The following is a 17,222-nucleotide window of genomic DNA, read 5'->3' on the forward strand; positions in this document are numbered from 1 at the left end:
CTGCGCCTCGCGCTCGGCCATGTCGCGCACCCGGGTGCCGGCGTCGCGCAGCAGCGACGGCAGCAGCGCGGCCTCGGGTAGGCCCTTCCAGTATTTCTGCGGCATCTCCTGCCGCATCATCGTCGGGTTGAGCCGGGCTGGATTGAAGATGTTGGCGTAGTAAGTCCGCCACAGGTCCTCCTGGGCGTCCTCGGCCGGCGCGTCGGCGCGCAGTCCGCCCGGCCCGAAGGCGAGCGCATCGCCATCCCAGCGCACGCTGCGGTACGGCGTGAGGATGGCCCAGCGCATGCCGGCAAACCGTTTGGCAAAGAAGGGAGCGATGCGGTCGACGATCCAGTGGTCCGGCTCGAACCACGCGAGGTAGGCATTGCCGCCGTCGCCACTCTCGCGGAACCGCACGAACGCCTTCATCTTGTGGCTGTCGCGCCGGACCGCGGCCGCCAGCGCGGTGGCCGCGACCACATCCGGGTCGGTGGCGCGCTCCAGCAGGCGCCGCTCGCCGTGGGCCACGCGCCACAGCAGCCGGTACAGCAGCGCATGCCGTCCGGGATCGCGATGGCACACCACCGCCCCCGCCAGGTCCACCAGTGACGCGGGAACGTTGATGCGACCCGCACCGGCGTCATCCGGCAGCGGCGAAGCCAGCGCCAGGCCCAATTGGGCGTCGCTGTCCCATTGCAGGTGTTCCGGCCGCACGCCGGCGGCGAACGCCGCACGGGCGCGATCACGCCAGGCCTGCAGGCTCCAGCCGGGATCGACGGTGGCCAGGTACATACCGCGCCGTCAGCCGAACAGCCCGGCCTGCCGTGGCGGCGGCGCCAGCCTGGCGCGCAGGCGCACCGGGTCGTCCAGCTGGCGGCGCGGGTGGTGGTCGAGCAGTTGCACGAACGGCAGCACCTTGGCCATCGGTGCTCGCAGCCGGGCCAGGTCGGCGACCCGCAGGCCGCCGGTGCGGCGCGACTGCACGATCCGGGCGACATTGCGTGTACCCAGCCCCGGCACCCGCAGCAGCATCTCGCGCGGGGCGTGGTTGATATCCACCGGGAACCGCTCCGGGTGGCGCAGTGCCCACGCCAGCTTGGGGTCGATGTCCAGGTCCAGCATGCCGGCGCCCGCCGCGGTGGTGCCGTCCGCGGGGGCGATCTCCTCGACATCGAACCCGTAGAACCGCAGCAGCCAGTCGGCCTGGTACAGACGGTGCTCGCGCGCCAGCGGCGGCGCCACCAGCGGCAACCGCGCGGAGGCATCCGGGATCGGACTGAATGCCGAGTAGTACACCCGCCGCAACTGGTAGTTGCCGTAGAGGTTGGCGCTGGACTGCAACACGCTGCGGTCGTCCGCAGCGTCGGCACCGATGATCATCTGCGTGCTCTGCCCGGCCGGCGCGAACCGCGGCGGCTTGGCCGAACCGCGCCGCACCGCCTTGCGCGCGGCCTTGCCGTCCTCGATCCGCCAGCGCACCTCGCCCATCGCACCGCGGATCTTCTGCAGGTTCTTCTCCGGCGCCAGCGCGTCCAACCCGGCCTGGGTCGGCAGCTCGACGTTGATGCTGAGCCGGTCGGCGTAGCGCCCGGCCGCGGCCAGCAGCTCCGGCGCGGCATCGGGGATGGTCTTGAGGTGGATGTAGCCGCCGAAGGCATGGTCCTCGCGCAGGCTGCGCGCCACTTCGACCAGCTGCTCCATCGTGTAGTCGCCGTTGCGGATGATCCCGCTGGAGAGGAACAGCCCCTCGATGTAGTTGCGCTTGTAGAAGTCCAGCGTCAGCCGGACCACCTCGTCGGTGGTGAAGCGCGCGCGCCGCACGTTGCTCGACACGCGGTTGACGCAGTACACGCAGTCGAAGATGCAGAAGTTGGTCAGCAGGATCTTCAGCAGTGACACGCATCGCCCGTCCGGCGTGTACGAGTGGCAGATGCCCATGCCGCCGGTGCTGCCGATGCCGCCGGTCTTCGACGAGTCCCGCTTGGCCGCGCCGCTGGAGGCGCACGACGCGTCGTACTTGGCCGCGTCGGCCAGTACCGCGAGTTTTTCGGTGACGTTCATCGCGCGAGGGTCGCGGGCACTGGTCTCAGCAGGTGAGACACCGGGTGAACGGTTCAGGCGGAGCCGTTCCGGGCCACCGCCGGCTTGCGGCTATGGAAGGTGGAGCTCCGCAGTCATGTAGTCCGCGGCCGTGCCAATCAGGCGGACGCGGTCGCCTTCGACCACGCAGCCGACCGTGCCGCCGCGCCGGGACAGTTGCCGCGCCGACAGCCGGTCGCGGCCCAACCGGTCCGCCCAGTACGGCGCCAGCTGGCAATGCGCCGAACCGGTCACCGGGTCCTCGTCGATGCCGAGCTTCGGGTAGAAGCAACGGCTCACGAAGTCCCCGGCCCCGGCATCCCCCGGGCGGCCCGGCGCGGTGGCCACCACCCCGCGCAGGTCGAGCTGCTTGAGCCGGGCAAAGTCCGGTGCGAGCGCGCGGACCTCATCCGCCGACGCGTACACGGCAATGTAGTCAAACCCCGCGAGCACCGCCTCCGGCGCCCCCCCGAGCCCGGCCAACAGCGCCGCGGGCGGCTCGGTGACGGCCCGGGGCCGCGTGGCCGGGAAGTCCATCGCCAGGCCTGCTTCCGAGCGCGACACCGTCAGCTCTCCGCTGCGCGTCAGGAACCGCAGCCGCGGCGCGTCGTACCCGAGGTGCGTATAGAGCACGTGCGCGCTGGCCAGGGTGGCGTGGCCGCACAGGTCCACCTCGTCCACCGGCGTGAACCAGCGCAGCTCGAACGCATCGCCGGCCGGGACGAAGAACGCGGTTTCCGAGAGGTTGTTCTCCTCGGCAATGGCTTGCAGCAGCGCATCGTCCGGCCACGCCTGCAGCGGGCAGACGGCCGCCGGGTTGCCCTCGAACACATGCTCGGCGAAGGCATCGACCTGGAAGAGTTTGAGTTTCATGGTTCGGCACTTTATCTGGACCGAAGCACCGTGCCCCGGTACTCGGCCTCGTCGATGGTCAGCCTGATGTCGCCGTAATCGTCTTCCACGATCACGACCTCGGTCGAACCCCCAACCGCCACGCTGAACTCGGAGCAGACGAACACCATGCCGTTCTCCAGCGGGATACGCCGGCCGGCCACGCACCCCGCGAACTCCCCAGCCACGCGTGTCTTCTCGACGATCGAGTAGCCCTCGTAGAACAGCTCGTGCAGGTCGGTGGCACCAGCCACCATCGGAACGGCCAGCAGTACGGTCAAAAGCATCGGTCGCATTGGATTCCCCTGCCCCCCCCCCGGCGGCGACCGAATTCTACAACTGGCGCGGGTCCCGGCATTGCCCGTAGTCTCCGCACTTCGCCGGCAGGAAGGCATGAGGCCTTCCCGGTCTCCGGCGATCTCAGGGAGATGAGTAATGAGTACGTTCCGCCATTTGGCCGTTTTGGTCCTCGCCAGCGTCTGCGCCGCATGCGCCACCACCGGCAACACCAATAGCGCAGCGCCCGCCGCGCAGACCGCAGGCGAGCAGGAAGTGCCGACCGAAGCGATCGTCGGCCAGCCGGCACCCGGCAGCAAGTTCACCCAGCTCACCATCGGCATGGACACCCAGGCCGTGCAGCAGGTCATGGACCGCGTCCCCGACCGCCAGCACAGCTACGAATCCGGCAAGCGCTGGATCCCGTTCTACTTCGGCAATGACGCACGCCGCATGCAGGTGCTCTACAAGGGCGTCGGCTGCCTGGTCTTTGCCGACGGCAATGCCTGGGGCGCCGGCGGTGGCGAACTCATCCAGATCGAGCACGACGCCAGCGGCGCCTGCTACCAGCCGTAATGCACGGCCGCGGTGCGATTAGCCAACGACCCAGATTGGCGAAACCGCATCGCGTCCAATGTGCCGCGCGGTACTCCGCGTACAAAAAAGGCCTCGCAGTGCGGGGCCTTTTTTTGGCTTGCGGCACCGGCGTCAGTGGTCGCGCTGCTCCAGTGCCTGGCGTTGCTCCCGGGTCACCACCTCCGGCGCGCGCAACCATTGCCGGTCGATATCAAGAAACGGCGACCCGCGTTCGCTGCGCAGGCGTGCGCCGAGCACGCCGGCCAGTATCCGCATCCCGCCCCACGCGAACGCCAGCGGCGTGGCGCGCACCGGCGCCGTGGCGGAGCCGGTGTTGAGCACGCAGCGGCCGGCCGGGCCGAGGGCCGCATCCAGTTGCTGCGGCGTGCCGTCCAGACACGCCGTGACCAGCCCCAGGTACGGAAGCCCGGTATTGCGCGCGGTGTTGCCCAGCGGCGTGCGGCAGCATGCGGCGTACCAGCGCAGCGTGCCCTTGGGGCTGAGCGACATGCAGGCCACGTGCTCCAGGCCCGCCGTCAGTTGCACGGTTGCTGGCGCCNCCGTGACCAGCCCCAGGTACGGAAGCCCGGTATTGCGCGCGGTGTTGCCCAGCGGCGTGCGGCAGCATGCGGCGTACCAGCGCAGCGTGCCCTTGGGGCTGAGCGACATGCAGGCCACGTGCTCCAGGCCCGCCGTCAGTTGCACGGTTGCTGGCGCCGTGGGCACGACGTCGGTGCCGCCCGCCTCGTCCAGCACACCCGGCTGCCCGAGGAAGCGCGCATACGCCCGGCAATCCTTGCAGTAGCAGGTGGCGCGGGTATACGCGCGGCGGGGCTGCATCTCTCCGCGGACGGCGCCGCAGCGGCATTTCAATGGCAGGTTCATCCCCTCGCACCCCTCGGCCCGATGGCGTCGGACATCCTACTCCTCCGCGGCTCCCGGCTGGATCCACCGCTCGTTCTCGCGCAGCAGCTTCCACATCCCGTCCTCGAACCCGGGCTCACCGCGCCGGGTGTGCCGCGCCAGCTCGACGCGCCCGGCGAAGAATGCCTCGAACCCGCCCGGCACCATGGTCATCACCACCCGCACCGGCCGGTCGTCCGCGCTGCCCTGCGAATGCACCACGCCGCGCGGGATGACCACGAACGAACCGGGCCCGTGGTCCACCGTCGTCCCCGCCATCGTCACCCGCAGCACGCCGTCGAGCACGTGGAAGCTCTCGTCCATGTGCTCGTGGCGATGCGGCGGCGCCAGGTAGCCACCCTGCTCGGCCAGCTCGACCACGGCGAAGCGCCCGCCGGTCTGCTCACTGGTGGTCAGGAAACGGACGGTGCCGGCGTCGTAGGCCTGTGGTGCCGGCGGTGCGGGGGCGGGCTGCGCGGCCGGTTCGGCTTGGGCGGACTGCTGCGCCGAGCTGCCGGACGGCCACAGAGTGAAGGCCAGGCCCGCGACAAGGCCGACGAGGAGACGTTGCATGGCGTGACCCTCCGACGAGGCCGACGCGGCCCTCGGGAGCAAACGGGGGGAGGCGGAGAATGTGGTCAAGGGCCGGCCAGAAGGGAACCGACGCATGATGCGATCTTTGGTGGCTATGCTTGAGCCCGACAAGGGGATACACATGCTGATCAAGCAAGCCGACGACTACAGGGACGTGCTGCGGGCGCTGGAACAACAGGCAGCGCATGGCGGCCTTGATGCCAAGCGCGCACGCGACGAACTGCGAATTCGCCAAGCCGGCATCAAGGGTGAAAAAGATGCGGCTTACCTCATCGATTTCGATTACGCGCGCTCTGCGAACTGGGCTGTCATCCACGACCTGCGAGTGGAGCACGACGGTCGCACCGCCCAGATCGATCACGTGCTGATCAATCGCTGGATGGACGTCTATGTGCTGGAAACGAAGCACACTTGGGGCGGGATCAAGATCACCGAGGAAGGTGAATTTCTTCGCTGGAGCGGGCGGAGCTTTCAGGGCATGCCCTCGCCCCTTCAGCAGAACGAGCGCCACATCGAGGTGTTACGGGATGTGCTGGCTCAGATTGATCTGCCCTCGCGATTCGGTCTGCGAATCGCCCCGACGTTCCACTCCTTTGTGCTGGTGTCCTCCAACGCCCGCGTGGACCGCCCGAAGCGGTTCGACGCCTCACGCGTCATCAAGACCGATCAGCTGAAGAAGGCGATCTGGCGGGACATCGATGGCGAGAACCCGATCGTCGGCTTGATCAGGACAGCCGCGAAGATCGTATCCAGCGAAACGGTTGAACACGTCGCGCGGCAACTGGCCAGCCGGCACGTACCAGTACGCGGCAACGTGGCGACGGCCGCGATGCTGGCGGACGAGAGCTGCGGCCAGGAGGTGCCGCGCGTCAGGCAGACGGCACGCAGCGGCACGCCCCGGATTGAACCCACCCTGGGCAAAGCGGTACCAGCGGCCGGGACCACCCAGAGAGCTGAGGTGACTTCGCCGCACGTTCAAACGGGCGGACCAAGTTGCAAGTCCTGCGCAGCAACCGAAGGCACCGTCCTCTACGGGCGCTACGGCTACTACTTCAAGTGCGGGCAGTGCGAGACCAACACCGCCATCCGCTTCTCCTGCCAGCCCGGCCACAACGCACGGTTGCGAAAAGACGGCCAGCACTTCTATCGCGAGTGTTCCGGCTGCGGCAGCAGCGAGTTCTACTTTACGAACCCGGCGTAGCTACGTACATGATCCTGACCATCCCGGTGCTGCTTTACCAGTTGCTGTTTGTGCTTGTGCTCTTCGTCGCCAGTCGCTTCGGGAGAACGGCGCTCGTGATCGCTACGGTTTTGTGCCTGCTTTGGACTCTGACCCATGTGTTCTTCTTGCCGCTCATGCTGCTGCAGGGCGCCGTCATTGCTGGAAGCTACTTCTGGTTCAGGCGACGGATTCGAAAGAGAGCCAGTTGGTCGCAGCAGTGATCGGGTTAGGCATTTGGTGATGACCTCGGAGACCTCACCGTCGAGCCGACGCCCCCCCCCTTTCAGTAGCGGGGGGACGTCGCAGCATCGGCAGGAGGTCCACCGCCTTGGCGTCAACCGGCTCCGGGCTGGGCGTGAAGCTGACCCGATTGTTTCACGCTACGGCGACTTTACCGGCGGCAAGCAATCCGCGAACTGCATCTGCAGGTCCGGAAGCATCGGTGATTGAAAGCCATGCGCCATGCGAACCGCATCCGTAGCCAAGATCAGCATGCTGTTTGCGTTGAGCAGGAGCGATCCAGCTTCATGCGCAGGAAACGCAGCGAGGCTTTGAACAACCGGCCGAATCCCACCGTGTACATACGAATGCATTGCGCGCCACGTTGCTTCCTTCAGGTGAAGGAGTGGTCGATAGATCTCCGCTGGATGATGGCGCTCGATAGCCGCCAACATAGCCAACACATCGGGGCCCTTTCGGGTTTCGGCATCAGAGTTGATCGCGCCATCTGTGGGCTTAAAGAAGCCCTCGATCCATGAGTCATCAGCGCCACGCAGCGTCCAGATGACCCTTAAAAGAGCCTCGTAGGTTGGCCGGACCAATGCTGTGGCCGATACGTCCAGTTCGCGCTGCACCAGTACCCACTGCGCGGTCACGTGTTGCCTGACGATGTTCGCGAAACCCCGCACGGCCAGTTCGCGCAGACCTCGAGGCTCAGGCAGCTCATCCCACAGGACGTCTATCGCGCGATGCAGGGCATGCGTTCCAAACCTCACCCGCTCAAGTCGCTCTTGAGCACTCGCCACGTCGCTATTCAACTGCGACCTCCTTGGAATGAATCTTTCCAACCCCTGCCTCTTGCTCACCCGCTCAGAACGGCGGCGCCTTCCGCCCCTTCTGCAGCCCCGCGGCCTCCATCCACCAGGCCAGATCGTCGGCGAAGCGGGCGAAGCTCTTCTCGAGGAACTTTCCGGCCTCGTCGATGGGCTGCCCCTGCGCGTCCAGCGTCTTGCCGATGGGGCCGACGTTGACGGTGCTGGAGATCACCACCATGCCCATTTCCGACAGAGTGCCGTGCCAGGGGACGCTGCCGCGCGCACCGGCCAGGCGCCCGGCCGAATAGCTGACGATGCCGGCGGGGCGCCAGAACCACTCCTACAGGAAGTGGTCGGTGAGGTTCTTCAGGCCCGGCTGCATCCCCCAGTTGTACTCGCCGGTGACGAACACGAAGCCATCGGCGCCGCGGATCCTGCCGGCCAGTGCCTCCATTGCCGCCGGCGCCTCGCCCGGCGGGTACTCCTTGTACATGCGGTCCAGCATCGGCAGGTTCACCGCCTTCGCGTCAATCAGCTCGGCGTCGACGCCGCGGGCCTGCAGTGCGCGAACGCAGGAGCCGGCCAGGCGGATGCCCACGCGGTCGGAGCGGTAGGAGCCGTAGAAGACAAGGACGCGTTCGGACATGTGGACCTCGGTAGTCGTGAGCGTAAGAGCTACTGGCGCATCAATCTTAGGACGACGGCTCGCCCACCCCCACAGGTAGAGACCGCTCGGGCCTAGGCGTGGCTACAGCACTTCCAAGCTCGGAATCTTCTCTCTGACCCCCGTTTTTAGCCGCGCCGGGCAGCGGCGCCGGCCGGGTCGATCTGAAAAGTCGACTCTTACCCCTGTTCCTGGCGTCACCTCAATGCCGCCTGCGTAAATATCTCCTCGGTGGGAAATAGGTCCATTGCGCGGACGGCTTGTTCCGCAGCTCCGACATCATCCGCAAAGAAGACAACGACGAGATCTTTCATTGCGCGCGTACAGCACACGTAGAAGAGACGGCGGGTCCGCTCGACCTGAGTCTCTCCTCCCTCGTCTAGGTTCTTTCTGTCATTATCCGAAAGCGCTTTGACCCCAAAATACTTATCATAAGAAAATTGGAAATGTGAACTTTCGGCGTCGTCGGCAATCACGAGCACCCTGTCGAACTCAGCGCCCTTGATGCCTTGTTGCGTAGAGAAGGGCGATAGCTCTTCTACATACTCCTTATAGCCCCAGAATTCAGACGCCTTGCACGCGAGAAAAGCGTCAATCGCGCTCATTTCGAGCGCCTCATCTTTGTCGTCATTGCGAGCAACTTCGTCGTCATCCCCCTCATGAGTCGGTGGCACGCCTGCGTCCAAATAGCTCAGAACGCGTGGATCGAGAGCAAACAGCCCCGTGTCACGCATATGCTCCAAAACAGCACGAGTAGTTGCTTCAGAACCCGGCTGCATCAACTTCGCCAACTCCTCAGCTGCATTCCTAAGGTCGGCGAGAGTTGCCGGAATACCCTTTCTAGGCAAGTTCTCTGTTGCGAGCTTTGGCGAGAACTTCCGCAGAAGGATCATGGCGTCGAACTCGCGGCCCTCAATTGTGGCGTCTGAGAGAGGCAGCGCCATTTGCATAAAGGGGCGGAGCGGCCAGGCGGTGGCATCAAGAAAGCCGTCCTTGAGCGCACCCGGCGCTTTGGAATTCATCGCGACATACAAATTGTCAAAGCCTAGCCGCCTAGCCGCCATGCGATGCACAATGACAAGAAGCTTGACCGGACCATCTCGCCACGCTTCATCGGCATTTCGATCCGCCACCCATGCCCGAACTTTCGCTATATTCTCGTCGCGCTGATCATCGGCCGGCAAGATGAACATCCGCGCCGTACCCGCAAAGGAAACCTCTTCACCTGCGGGCGTTGTGATTATTCGCCCTCTTGTTTGCACTAACCCATCGTCGTTACTGCGAATCGCGTTCGCGACGCTTAATACGCTGGTCGGACATCGGAAGTTTTCTTCTTTAGTGATCGTTGCCCATCCTTCCTCGGCCTCGACCCTTCCGGCGCCCGTCATGTAAATTCGTTGCATTGGGTCACCGAAAAAGCCGAGACAGAACTTCCCCTGCAACTGAGCAGCAACCCGCTTTAATCCGGACACCACGCTGCCAGTGGTGTCTTGACTCTCATCAACGAATACGAATGGAAACTGTTGCGCCAACAATGTTCGAAAAAGAGGACGCTCATCTAAGAATTGCGTCGCGCACCGCAGAACGTCGTCATGTCCTAGGATGCCTTTCGTATAGTCGCTGCCGGTACCGTATGTAAAGGATTGAACCTGATCAATACGCTCCAGAGATTGCTGGTACCGTGCTACGTCGCGCTGGTCCTTATCTTTTGTTCTCTGTTGGACTCGCGGACCGTAACCGGAGATCTTTTCGTCTAGCTCTCCGAGCTTCTCTTCGATACGCGACGCTACCCACTTCCGAATGTCGCCCTGAAACGGCCGAACCAGCATCCACATGAAGCTATGGATCGTCGACACGTGGATTCGCGGATTATTGCCGACATCGGCCCATATCTCTTGAGCTGCGATCTCAGTGTAGGTAATACAGGCGACACGCTGGCGGCGGCTTTCCAACGACGGGCCGTGTAGATCAATAACTGCTGACAGCGCCTTGATAAGGGATGTAGTTTTACCAGAGCCAGCGCCCGCGACCATCACGAACGAGCGCCGCTCCTCAGGAGACAAGCACCCCCTCAATTCAATGTCTGCCGGAGTATCCGGCTTGTCTACCCGCCGACTCATTGATCGAGGCCCGGGTTGTGCACTGCCTCAACAGTCTCAGCCGCGATCGCTTCAGCTACGGCTTCAACCTCTTCTTTTGCTTCGAGGTCGACAGTTGCTTCTAGCCAACGAAGCCCCTGTTCGATGTAGAGAGGCACTTCCCACTGCTCTTCTTTGCGCGCAAGAACACCGAGCGCGAACTTCGTTTTGTCAAAGTACTGGCCGATTACACGTTTGTGCAGCCCAGTGGCCAAGGCGGCCGGCGTTGCTACCTGTCCGCGCAACTTCAGCCCCAGGGGTTTCCGATCCAAGTCTTGGCACCACTCCGCATTCTGTAGAGCAAAGCTAGTCTCCAAGGTACGGCCACAGACTTGCGTGGTGATGTTTCCCCAAGTGACATCGAGGGGGCATTGGTAGGCAACGCGCACCTTCGCATTGTCGGTGCCGGGGATTTCCTCGGTTCTCTCTTCATCCGTTGCGGCAAGAATCTCCGCAATTGTCGTTTTCTTAGGAAGCCATTGAATGAGCGTCTGATTAGCCGTGTATGCGTCCACGTCAAGGGGCTCGCAAGTTTTTCCGTACTTCTTGACGGGCTGGCCGTCCTCCTTCTCGGCAGGAATGTCAAATTCCTTCTCGTCCTCCTCTTCGTCCTCCGTCGGACCTTCGACTATGGCCACGCTGTCTAGGTCTGTAATCACAAGTGTGCTGATACCAAGGAATCGAATCAGCTCTCGAAAGCGGTGCCCGAATGCTCCGCCCACCTCCAGCACTGACAAAGAAGCGGCGCTCAACCCTTTCGCCACCTTCTCTATCATTAGTGGAAGCAACAGCCGCTCTACGTTCCCCTCCACCAAAATGGCAGCATCGGCGAAGAACAGGTCGCAGTGAGTGAGCTTCAAGTACCGCTGCAGGAAATCTCGATCTTTCGGCGCGTCGCCTGCCTGGAACCTAGACAGGTTGAGTACCCGCGTTGTCTGCTCCCCATCGGTGACATGCCTGCGGAAGTACCGGATCGGCGCGAAGCCCCTTTCATAGAGTATGTGCGGCGAATGCGTCGTAACGATAAGTTGCGATCGGAAGGCGCTCAACTCCTCCCCTTCAACCTTCAACAGCTCCAGCACATTGCGGATGAAGACCTGCTGCAACTGCGCGTGCAAATGCGCTTCCGGCTCCTCGACAAAAACGAGGTGAAGTGGCGGACGGTTCTCTTCGAGCTTCCACCTTTCTTGAATGTCAAGAATCTCTACCACCATATAGATGAGATTCTTGAGGCCGAGCCCGTTGTAGCTGTCAGGCAGCCGGAGAGGCATGTCTTCGCCCAGGACGTAGTGAACTTTTGCGTCCTGGCTCATTACGGTCGCCGGGTTCAGGCCAGACGCGATCTCGAGACGCGGATTATGCATGCCCGGATACCCAAGCTTAGCGATCCGCTCTAAAGTTGGCTTGAACACGTCCATAAGGTGCTTATTGAGACTCTCCTCAGAATCGAAGAGTGCCTTCAGCGCAGCATGGTCATCGGGCCTTTGAGAAAGATTGCGCTCATAGAAGCGACTTAATCGGCGCGACAAGTCCTCTGCTCGTCCCACCCCTCCAGAACTACTGGAGTCCGGGTCAGCAAGATGGCGTTGTGCGTGCAGGCAATCCACACGGATCAATGATCGCAAGATCGCCCCCCCGCCCGGCTCCGCGGGTATCGGTTGAGGGTGGTAGTTGGGGTCGTTCTCAACGTACGCCGCGTCGAACTGAGCACGGTCGAGAACGAAATAGCGGAGTTCAAACTCCGCCCGGAGCTCCTGAGCAAGAAAGTGCGTCAGGCTCCGCGGCCACGGTGCGTACGTGCCCGCATTGTCACCCAGCGCTTCAATTTGTGCAGCCGCCTTCTGCGTAGCCTCCCGGAAACGTCGAAGCGTCTCAGGAGCATTGACCGCGCCGAACTCGACCCTAATTCCAACTTCTTTACCCTGCCACTCCGAGCTTGGGAGGATAGGCAACACAAGATAGAGATCGTCCTCCGTGACCTCGAACCAGAGATCTATCGTAATAGATGGAAACGAAGCCTCCGCATCGTCGGTTGCAGGGCTTTCTCCGACCTCATTCAACAGCTTCCAGACGTTGGAGCTAAAGTCGAACAGGGAAAACTTTTCCTTCCGCCCCGAAAGGAACATCTGTACCGCTTGTGTGGCAGATGTCTTGCCGCTGTTATTCGCCCCAACAAAAATTGAAATATCTTGGGCAAGTTCTACGTGAACGTCGCGAAGCCGCCTGTAGTTTTGAAGGCGGTATGACTTGAGATGCATTCTCCCTCCAAGATGCCTCGAATAATGCGAAGGTAGCACTAGTGGAGGGTAGCCGGATCACTGCTCGAATGCCGAGATACAGCTTCGCGTGCCTGCGCATCTCGTGACCGCCTTGACCGCACGGCAGACTGGCATCCCGGCATCGAATCGAGAGACCCTTCGCGCCAAAGTGCGCCAACTATCAATCTACGAACAAACTAGGCTCGCGCTTCCTTTCTGCCCCCCCCGTAGAGCGCACTTCCTTCTAAGCGAAACCAAACAGCTCGCCCCCGAGCTACATATTCCGTCGATACTCCCCACCCACGTCATACAACGCATGGCTGATCTGCCCCAGGCTGTGCGTCTTCACCGCCTCCATCAGCGCGGCGAACACGTTCTGGCGGTCGCGGGCGGTTTTCTGGAGGTAGGCGAGGCCGGGTGCGCCCTCACCCCGGCCCTCTCCCGCCAGCGGGAGAGGGAGAACAGCAGCGTTGCGGAGCTGCTGGAAGTTGCGGACGTTGTCGATCTGCTGGCCCTTCTCTTCCTCGGTCGAGCGGATCAGTTCGATCTCGGTGACGATGTCGCCGGCGTGCTCCTTCGGCAGGAAGGTGTTGACGCCGACCAGCGGCAGGCTGCCGTCGTGCTTCTTGTGCTCGTAGTACAGGCTCTCTTCCTGGATCTTGCCGCGCTGGTACATGGTGTCCATGGCGCCGAGCACGCCGCCGCGCTCGCTGATGGCCTCGAACTCCTTGTAGACGGCCTCCTCGACGATGTCGGTGAGCTTGTCGACGATGAAGCTGCCCTGCCAGGGGTTCTCGCAGAAGTTCAGCCCCAGCTCCTTGTTGATGATCATCTGGATGGCGACGGCGCGGCGCACGCTCTCTTCGGTCGGCGTGGTGATGGCTTCGTCGTAGGCGTTGGTGTGCAGGCTGTTGCAGTTGTCGAACAGCGCGTATAGGGCCTGCAGCGTGGTGCGGATGTCGTTGAACTGGATCTCCTGCGCGTGCAGGGAGCGGCCGCTGGTCTGGATGTGGTACTTCATCATCTGGCTTCTGCTGCTTGCGCCATACCTCTCGCGCATGGCGCGGGCCCAGATGCGGCGAGCGACGCGGCCGATGACGGTGTACTCGGGGTCCATGCCGTTGCTGAAGAAGAACGACAGGTTGGGCGCGAAGTCGTCGATCTTCATCCCGCGCGCGAGGTAGTACTCGACGATGGTGAAGCCGTTGCTCAGGGTGAAGGCGAGCTGGCTGATCGGGTTCGCCCCGGCCTCGGCGATGTGGTAGCCGGAGATCGACACCGAGTAGAAGTTGCGCACGCCGTTGTCGACGAAGTACTGCTGGATGTCGCCCATCATGCGCAGGGCGAACTCGGTGCTGAAGATGCAGGTGTTCTGGGCCTGGTCCTCCTTGAGGATGTCGGCCTGCACGGTGCCGCGGACGGTCTTGAGGGTCTCTGCCTTGATGCGGGCGTAGGTGGCGGCGTCCAGCAGCTGGTCGCCGGTAACGCCCAGCAGGCCCAGGCCCAGGCCGTCGTGGCCCTCGGGCAGGCTGCCGCTGTACTGCGGGCGCTGGCGGCCTTCAAACAGTTTTTCGATCTTGTCGTGGGCGGCGTCCCAGCGAGCCTGGTCGGCGCGCAGGTACTTCTCCACCTGCTGGTCGATGGCGGTGTTCATGAACATCGCCAGGATCATCGGCGCGGGGCCGTTGATGGTCATCGACACCGAGGTGGTGGGCGCGCACAGGTCGAAGCCGGAGTACAGCTTCTTCATGTCGTCCAGCGTGGGGATGTTGACGCCGGAGTTGCCGATCTTGCCGTAGATGTCCGGGCGCGGCGCCGGGTCCTCGCCGTACAGGGTGACCGAGTCGAACGCGGTGGACAGGCGCGCGGCCGGCTGGCCGAGGCTGAGGTAGTGGAAGCGCCGGTTGGTGCGCTCCGGCGTGCCCTCGCCCGCGAACATGCGGATCGGGTCCTCGCCGGTGCGGCGGTACGGGTAGACGCCGCCGGTGTAGGGGTAGGCGCCGGGTAGGTTTTCCTTTTGCAGGAAGGTGAGCAGCTCGCCCCAGGATTTGTAGGTGGGGGCGGCGATCTTGGGGATCTGCTGGTGGGACAGGGACTCGCGGTAGTTGTCGACGCGGATGGTCTTGTCGCGGACCTGGTATTCGTTGACGTCGTCGGTGATGGACTTGAGGCGGGCCGGCCAGTCGCGCAGCAGCTTGAGGGCCTCGGAATCGAGGGATTGGACGGCGTCGTTGTAGCGCTGGCGGAGGGTCAGCAGCGTGCGGTCGGGGGCGGGGGCGGAATCCCTTTCCGTTGTAGGAGCGGCGTCAGCCGCGACCTGTACATCGTCTCCAACGTTCTGCGCGTTCGCGGCTGAAGCCGCTCCTACAGCGGAGGGGGCGCGGGAGTCAGGCGACTTCGCCGGGCCTTGGAGGGCATCGGCCTGGTAGAGGTCGAGCTGCTTCGGCAGTTGCGGGTCTTCGAGGTCATGCAGGCTCTGCCAATAGCTCTGCGCGCGGTCGGCGATTTCGGACTGGCTCTCGATGCGGTCGTTGATCGAGCGGCCCTGCTCGGCGATCTCGGCGAGGTAGCGGACGCGGTTGCCGGGGATCAGCACCGTCGCGCGCGGCTCCTTCAGCGAGGTGTCGATGTCGGGCCGGAAGTCGCAGCGGGAGCTCCCTTTCGATGTAGGAGCGACGTCAGTCGCGACCTGACCATCGTCCCGGGAGCTCTGCGAGGTCGCGACTGACGTCGCTCCTACATCGGAGCCACCGGCGTCGGAGCCGCCGCCCACGCCGAGCTTCTCCCGCATCAAGCGGCACAGGTTGGCGAACATCCAGCTGATGCCGGGGTCGTTGAACTGGCTGGCGATCGTCGGGTAGACGGGGACGTCCTCGTCCTTGGTCTGGAAGGCGACGCGGTTGCGCTTCCACTGCTTGCGGATGTCGCGCAGGGCATCTTCGGCGCCGCGCTTGTCGTACTTGTTGAGCACCACCAGTTCGGCGAAGTCGAGCATGTCGATCTTCTCCAGCTGGCTCGGGGCGCCGAAGTCGCTGGTCATGACGTACATCGGGAAGTCGACCAGGTCGACGATCTCCGAGTCGGACTGGCCAATACCCGCGGTCTCGACGATGACCAGGTCATAGCCGAGCCCCTTGAGGAAGCCGATCGAGTCCTTCAGCACCGCGTTGGTGGCGGCGTGCTGGCGGCGGGTGGCCATCGAGCGCATGTAGACGCGGTTGCTGCGCAGCGAGTTCATGCGGATGCGGTCGCCCAGCAGCGCGCCACCGGTGCGGCGGCGGGTCGGGTCGACCGAGATCACCGCGATGCGCATCTCCGGGAAGTTCGCCAGGAAGCGGTTGAGCAGCTCGTCGGTCACGGAAGACTTGCCCGCGCCGCCGGTGCCGGTGATGCCGATGACCGGGGTCTTGCCGCCGGCCAGCTGCCACTGCTTGCGCAGGTGGGCCAGCTGCTGCTCGTCGAAGTGGTCCTCCTCGATTGCGCTGAGCATGCGGCCGATGGCGATCTCGTCGGTGATCGACGGCTGGGTGTTGTCGGCCTCGCCCTCGATGCGGCCTTCGCCTGCGCGGCGGACGACGTCCTCGATCATCGCCACCAGCCCCATGTGCATGCCGTCGTTGGGGTGGTAGATGCGCTCGACGCCATAGGCCTGCAGTTCGCGGATCTCCTCGGGGGTGATGGTGCCGCCACCGCCGGCGAAGATCTTGATGTGGCCGGCGCCGCGCTCCTTGAGCATGTCGACCATGTACTTGAGGTACTCGACGTGCCCGCCCTGGTAGGACGACAGCGCGATGCCGTCGGCGTCTTCCTGCAGGGCGGCGCGGACGACGTCCTCGACCGAGCGGTTGTGGCCCAGGTGAATGACTTCCGCGCCCTGCCCCTGGATCAGCCGCCGCATGATGTTGATGGCGGCGTCGTGGCCGTCGAACAGGCTGGCGGCGGTGACGAACCGCAGCGGCGTGCGGGCGGTGTCGGCGTCGGACTGGGGAAGCTGGCTGGCGGGGGTGCTCATGGCGCACTCGGCTACTGAAAACGGATCGGCCGATTGTAGCGCGGGGCCTTGGTGCGCCTTTTGCGTTCCACCAATGGAACGTCACCGCGCGGCCGCACGTGCGGGATCGGTGCGTTGTCCTGATCCATGAGCCCGATTGCCGCCCTCGCCCACCCCGACTCGCATGCGCCGGATGCCGTGCATGACGAGGACGGGGCCGCACGGCTGGCGCTGTACCGGCGCGCGGCACAGGGCGGCCATACCGGCGCACAGGTGGAGTACGCGCGGATGCTGCTGTTCGGGCTGGGCGGGCCCGCGGCACCGCGGCTCGGGTTGGGCTGGTTGCTGCGCGCGGAAGGTGCCGGCAACACAATCGCCGGCTACTGGCTGGCCTGGCTGGCACTGGGCAGCGTGCTGCTTCCGCGCGATGGCCGCATCAACCAGCGGCTGCTGGCGGCGGTGCACCACGGCTACCCGCCGGCCCTGCGCGCGGCAGCGGTCCACCTGGGACGCAAGGCCGACGCCGGCGACCAGGGCCTGTGCCTGCAATTGCTGGAGCGCGCCGCCGATGCCGGCGACGCGGTGTCCGCGCTGCTGCTGGTGGAGCGGCTGCA

Annotated in this window: 16 protein-coding genes; 4 read left to right on the forward strand and 12 right to left on the reverse strand. The window is 64.2% G+C overall.

Translation table 11 applies throughout. The annotated features are described in order from the left end of the window. From ACKVMH_RS09290 to ACKVMH_RS09305, 4 genes are all read right to left on the reverse strand, one after another. The coding region (locus ACKVMH_RS09290) for a TIGR03915 family putative DNA repair protein (RefSeq protein WP_412700074.1) at positions 1–774 on the reverse strand (774 nt) is incomplete at its 3' end. A 9-nt stretch (positions 775–783) separates the two neighbouring features. Further along, positions 784–2,043 carry a putative DNA modification/repair radical SAM protein gene (locus tag ACKVMH_RS09295; protein ID WP_412700075.1) on the reverse strand — a complete coding sequence of 420 codons (1,260 nt, stop codon included), beginning with the start codon at positions 2,041–2,043 and terminating at the stop codon, positions 784–786. Positions 2,044–2,133: 90 nt separating this feature from the next. Beyond that, a complete protein-coding gene (locus tag ACKVMH_RS09300) occupies positions 2,134–2,934 on the reverse strand; it encodes a PhzF family phenazine biosynthesis protein (RefSeq protein ID WP_412700076.1) in 801 nt (266 codons plus the stop codon). A gap of 11 nt (positions 2,935–2,945) precedes the next feature. Continuing rightward, positions 2,946–3,239 carry a hypothetical protein gene (locus ACKVMH_RS09305; RefSeq protein WP_412700077.1) on the reverse strand — a complete coding sequence of 98 codons (294 nt, stop codon included), beginning with the start codon at positions 3,237–3,239 and terminating at the stop codon, positions 2,946–2,948. 148 nt (positions 3,240–3,387) lie between these two features. Here ACKVMH_RS09305 and ACKVMH_RS09310 point away from each other — a divergent pair, with 148 nt between their 5' ends. Further along, a complete protein-coding gene (locus tag ACKVMH_RS09310) occupies positions 3,388–3,804 on the forward strand; it encodes a hypothetical protein (protein ID WP_412700078.1) in 417 nt (138 codons plus the stop codon). 132 nt (positions 3,805–3,936) lie between these two features. On the opposite strand, the gene ACKVMH_RS09315 is transcribed toward ACKVMH_RS09310, so the two are convergent. Together ACKVMH_RS09315 and ACKVMH_RS09320 are read right to left on the reverse strand one after the other, a co-directional pair. Continuing rightward, positions 3,937–4,689 carry a DUF6151 family protein gene (locus ACKVMH_RS09315; protein WP_412700079.1) on the reverse strand — a complete coding sequence of 251 codons (753 nt, stop codon included), beginning with the start codon at positions 4,687–4,689 and terminating at the stop codon, positions 3,937–3,939. A 36-nt stretch (positions 4,690–4,725) separates the two neighbouring features. Continuing rightward, positions 4,726–5,280 carry a cupin domain-containing protein gene (locus ACKVMH_RS09320; protein WP_412700080.1) on the reverse strand — a complete coding sequence of 185 codons (555 nt, stop codon included), beginning with the start codon at positions 5,278–5,280 and terminating at the stop codon, positions 4,726–4,728. 142 nt (positions 5,281–5,422) lie between these two features. On the opposite strand from ACKVMH_RS09320, the gene ACKVMH_RS09325 reads away from it, so the two are divergent. Continuing rightward, positions 5,423–6,502: a nuclease-related domain-containing protein gene (locus tag ACKVMH_RS09325; protein ID WP_412700081.1), complete on the forward strand. Its 1,080-nt coding sequence runs from the start codon at positions 5,423–5,425 to the stop codon at positions 6,500–6,502. Between the two features lie 8 nt (positions 6,503–6,510). Continuing rightward, the gene (locus ACKVMH_RS09330; protein WP_412700082.1) at positions 6,511–6,744 is read left to right on the forward strand and encodes a hypothetical protein; all 234 of its coding nucleotides are present in this window, start codon (positions 6,511–6,513) and stop codon (positions 6,742–6,744) included. Between the two features lie 159 nt (positions 6,745–6,903). On the opposite strand, the gene ACKVMH_RS09335 is transcribed toward ACKVMH_RS09330, so the two are convergent. The 6 genes from ACKVMH_RS09335 to ACKVMH_RS09360 all read right to left on the reverse strand — a co-directional run bounded on the left by ACKVMH_RS09335 (position 6,904) and on the right by ACKVMH_RS09360 (position 16,629). Next, positions 6,904–7,560 (reverse strand): DUF6988 family protein, encoded by a 657-nt coding sequence (locus tag ACKVMH_RS09335; RefSeq protein ID WP_412700083.1) that lies wholly within the window; start codon positions 7,558–7,560, stop codon positions 6,904–6,906. Between the two features lie 52 nt (positions 7,561–7,612). After that, positions 7,613–7,795, reverse strand: a complete 183-nt coding sequence (locus tag ACKVMH_RS09340; protein ID WP_412700084.1) for a hypothetical protein — start codon at positions 7,793–7,795, stop codon at positions 7,613–7,615. Between the two features lie 102 nt (positions 7,796–7,897). Continuing rightward, positions 7,898–8,203: an NADPH-dependent FMN reductase gene (locus tag ACKVMH_RS09345; protein WP_412700085.1), complete on the reverse strand. Its 306-nt coding sequence runs from the start codon at positions 8,201–8,203 to the stop codon at positions 7,898–7,900. Positions 8,204–8,418: 215 nt separating this feature from the next. Continuing rightward, entirely contained in the window at positions 8,419–10,284 is a 1,866-nt protein-coding gene (locus ACKVMH_RS09350; protein WP_412700086.1) for a UvrD-helicase domain-containing protein, read from the reverse strand. 53 nt (positions 10,285–10,337) lie between these two features. Next, on the reverse strand, positions 10,338–12,617 hold the full coding sequence (locus ACKVMH_RS09355; RefSeq protein WP_412700087.1) for an ATP-dependent nuclease: 2,280 nt from the start codon (positions 12,615–12,617) through the stop codon (positions 10,338–10,340). 274 nt (positions 12,618–12,891) lie between these two features. After that, a complete protein-coding gene (locus ACKVMH_RS09360) occupies positions 12,892–16,629 on the reverse strand; it encodes a methylmalonyl-CoA mutase family protein (protein ID WP_412700088.1) in 3,738 nt (1,245 codons plus the stop codon). 126 nt (positions 16,630–16,755) lie between these two features. Here ACKVMH_RS09360 and ACKVMH_RS09365 point away from each other — a divergent pair. Beyond that, a partial coding sequence (locus tag ACKVMH_RS09365) for an SEL1-like repeat protein (protein WP_459167107.1) occupies positions 16,756–17,222 on the forward strand: 467 nt, incomplete at its 3' end.

This window comes from Lysobacter zhanggongensis (genome assembly GCF_046638635.1).
In the GTDB taxonomy this organism is placed as follows: Bacteria; Pseudomonadota; Gammaproteobacteria; order Xanthomonadales; family Xanthomonadaceae; genus Novilysobacter; species Novilysobacter luteus.

Bases quoted from the DNA above. Each gene is read 5' to 3' on its own strand.
- ACKVMH_RS09325 (WP_412700081.1), top strand. From the start codon at position 5,423: ATGCTGATCAAGCAAGCCGACGACTACAGGGACGTGCTGCGGGCGCTG.
- ACKVMH_RS09340 (WP_412700084.1), bottom strand. From the start codon at position 7,795: ATGGTGGTGATCTCCAGCACCGTCAACGTCGGCCCCATCGGCAAGACG.
- ACKVMH_RS09345 (WP_412700085.1), bottom strand. From the start codon at position 8,203: ATGTCCGAACGCGTCCTTGTCTTCTACGGCTCCTACCGCTCCGACCGC.
- ACKVMH_RS09305 (WP_412700077.1), bottom strand. From the start codon at position 3,239: ATGCTTTTGACCGTACTGCTGGCCGTTCCGATGGTGGCTGGTGCCACC.
- ACKVMH_RS09330 (WP_412700082.1), top strand. From the start codon at position 6,511: ATGATCCTGACCATCCCGGTGCTGCTTTACCAGTTGCTGTTTGTGCTT.
- ACKVMH_RS09300 (WP_412700076.1), bottom strand. From the start codon at position 2,934: ATGAAACTCAAACTCTTCCAGGTCGATGCCTTCGCCGAGCATGTGTTC.
- ACKVMH_RS09360 (WP_412700088.1), bottom strand. From the start codon at position 16,629: ATGAGCACCCCCGCCAGCCAGCTTCCCCAGTCCGACGCCGACACCGCC.
- ACKVMH_RS09295 (WP_412700075.1), bottom strand. From the start codon at position 2,043: ATGAACGTCACCGAAAAACTCGCGGTACTGGCCGACGCGGCCAAGTAC.
- ACKVMH_RS09310 (WP_412700078.1), top strand. From the start codon at position 3,388: ATGAGTACGTTCCGCCATTTGGCCGTTTTGGTCCTCGCCAGCGTCTGC.
- ACKVMH_RS09355 (WP_412700087.1), bottom strand. From the start codon at position 12,617: ATGCATCTCAAGTCATACCGCCTTCAAAACTACAGGCGGCTTCGCGAC.
- ACKVMH_RS09320 (WP_412700080.1), bottom strand. From the start codon at position 5,280: ATGCAACGTCTCCTCGTCGGCCTTGTCGCGGGCCTGGCCTTCACTCTG.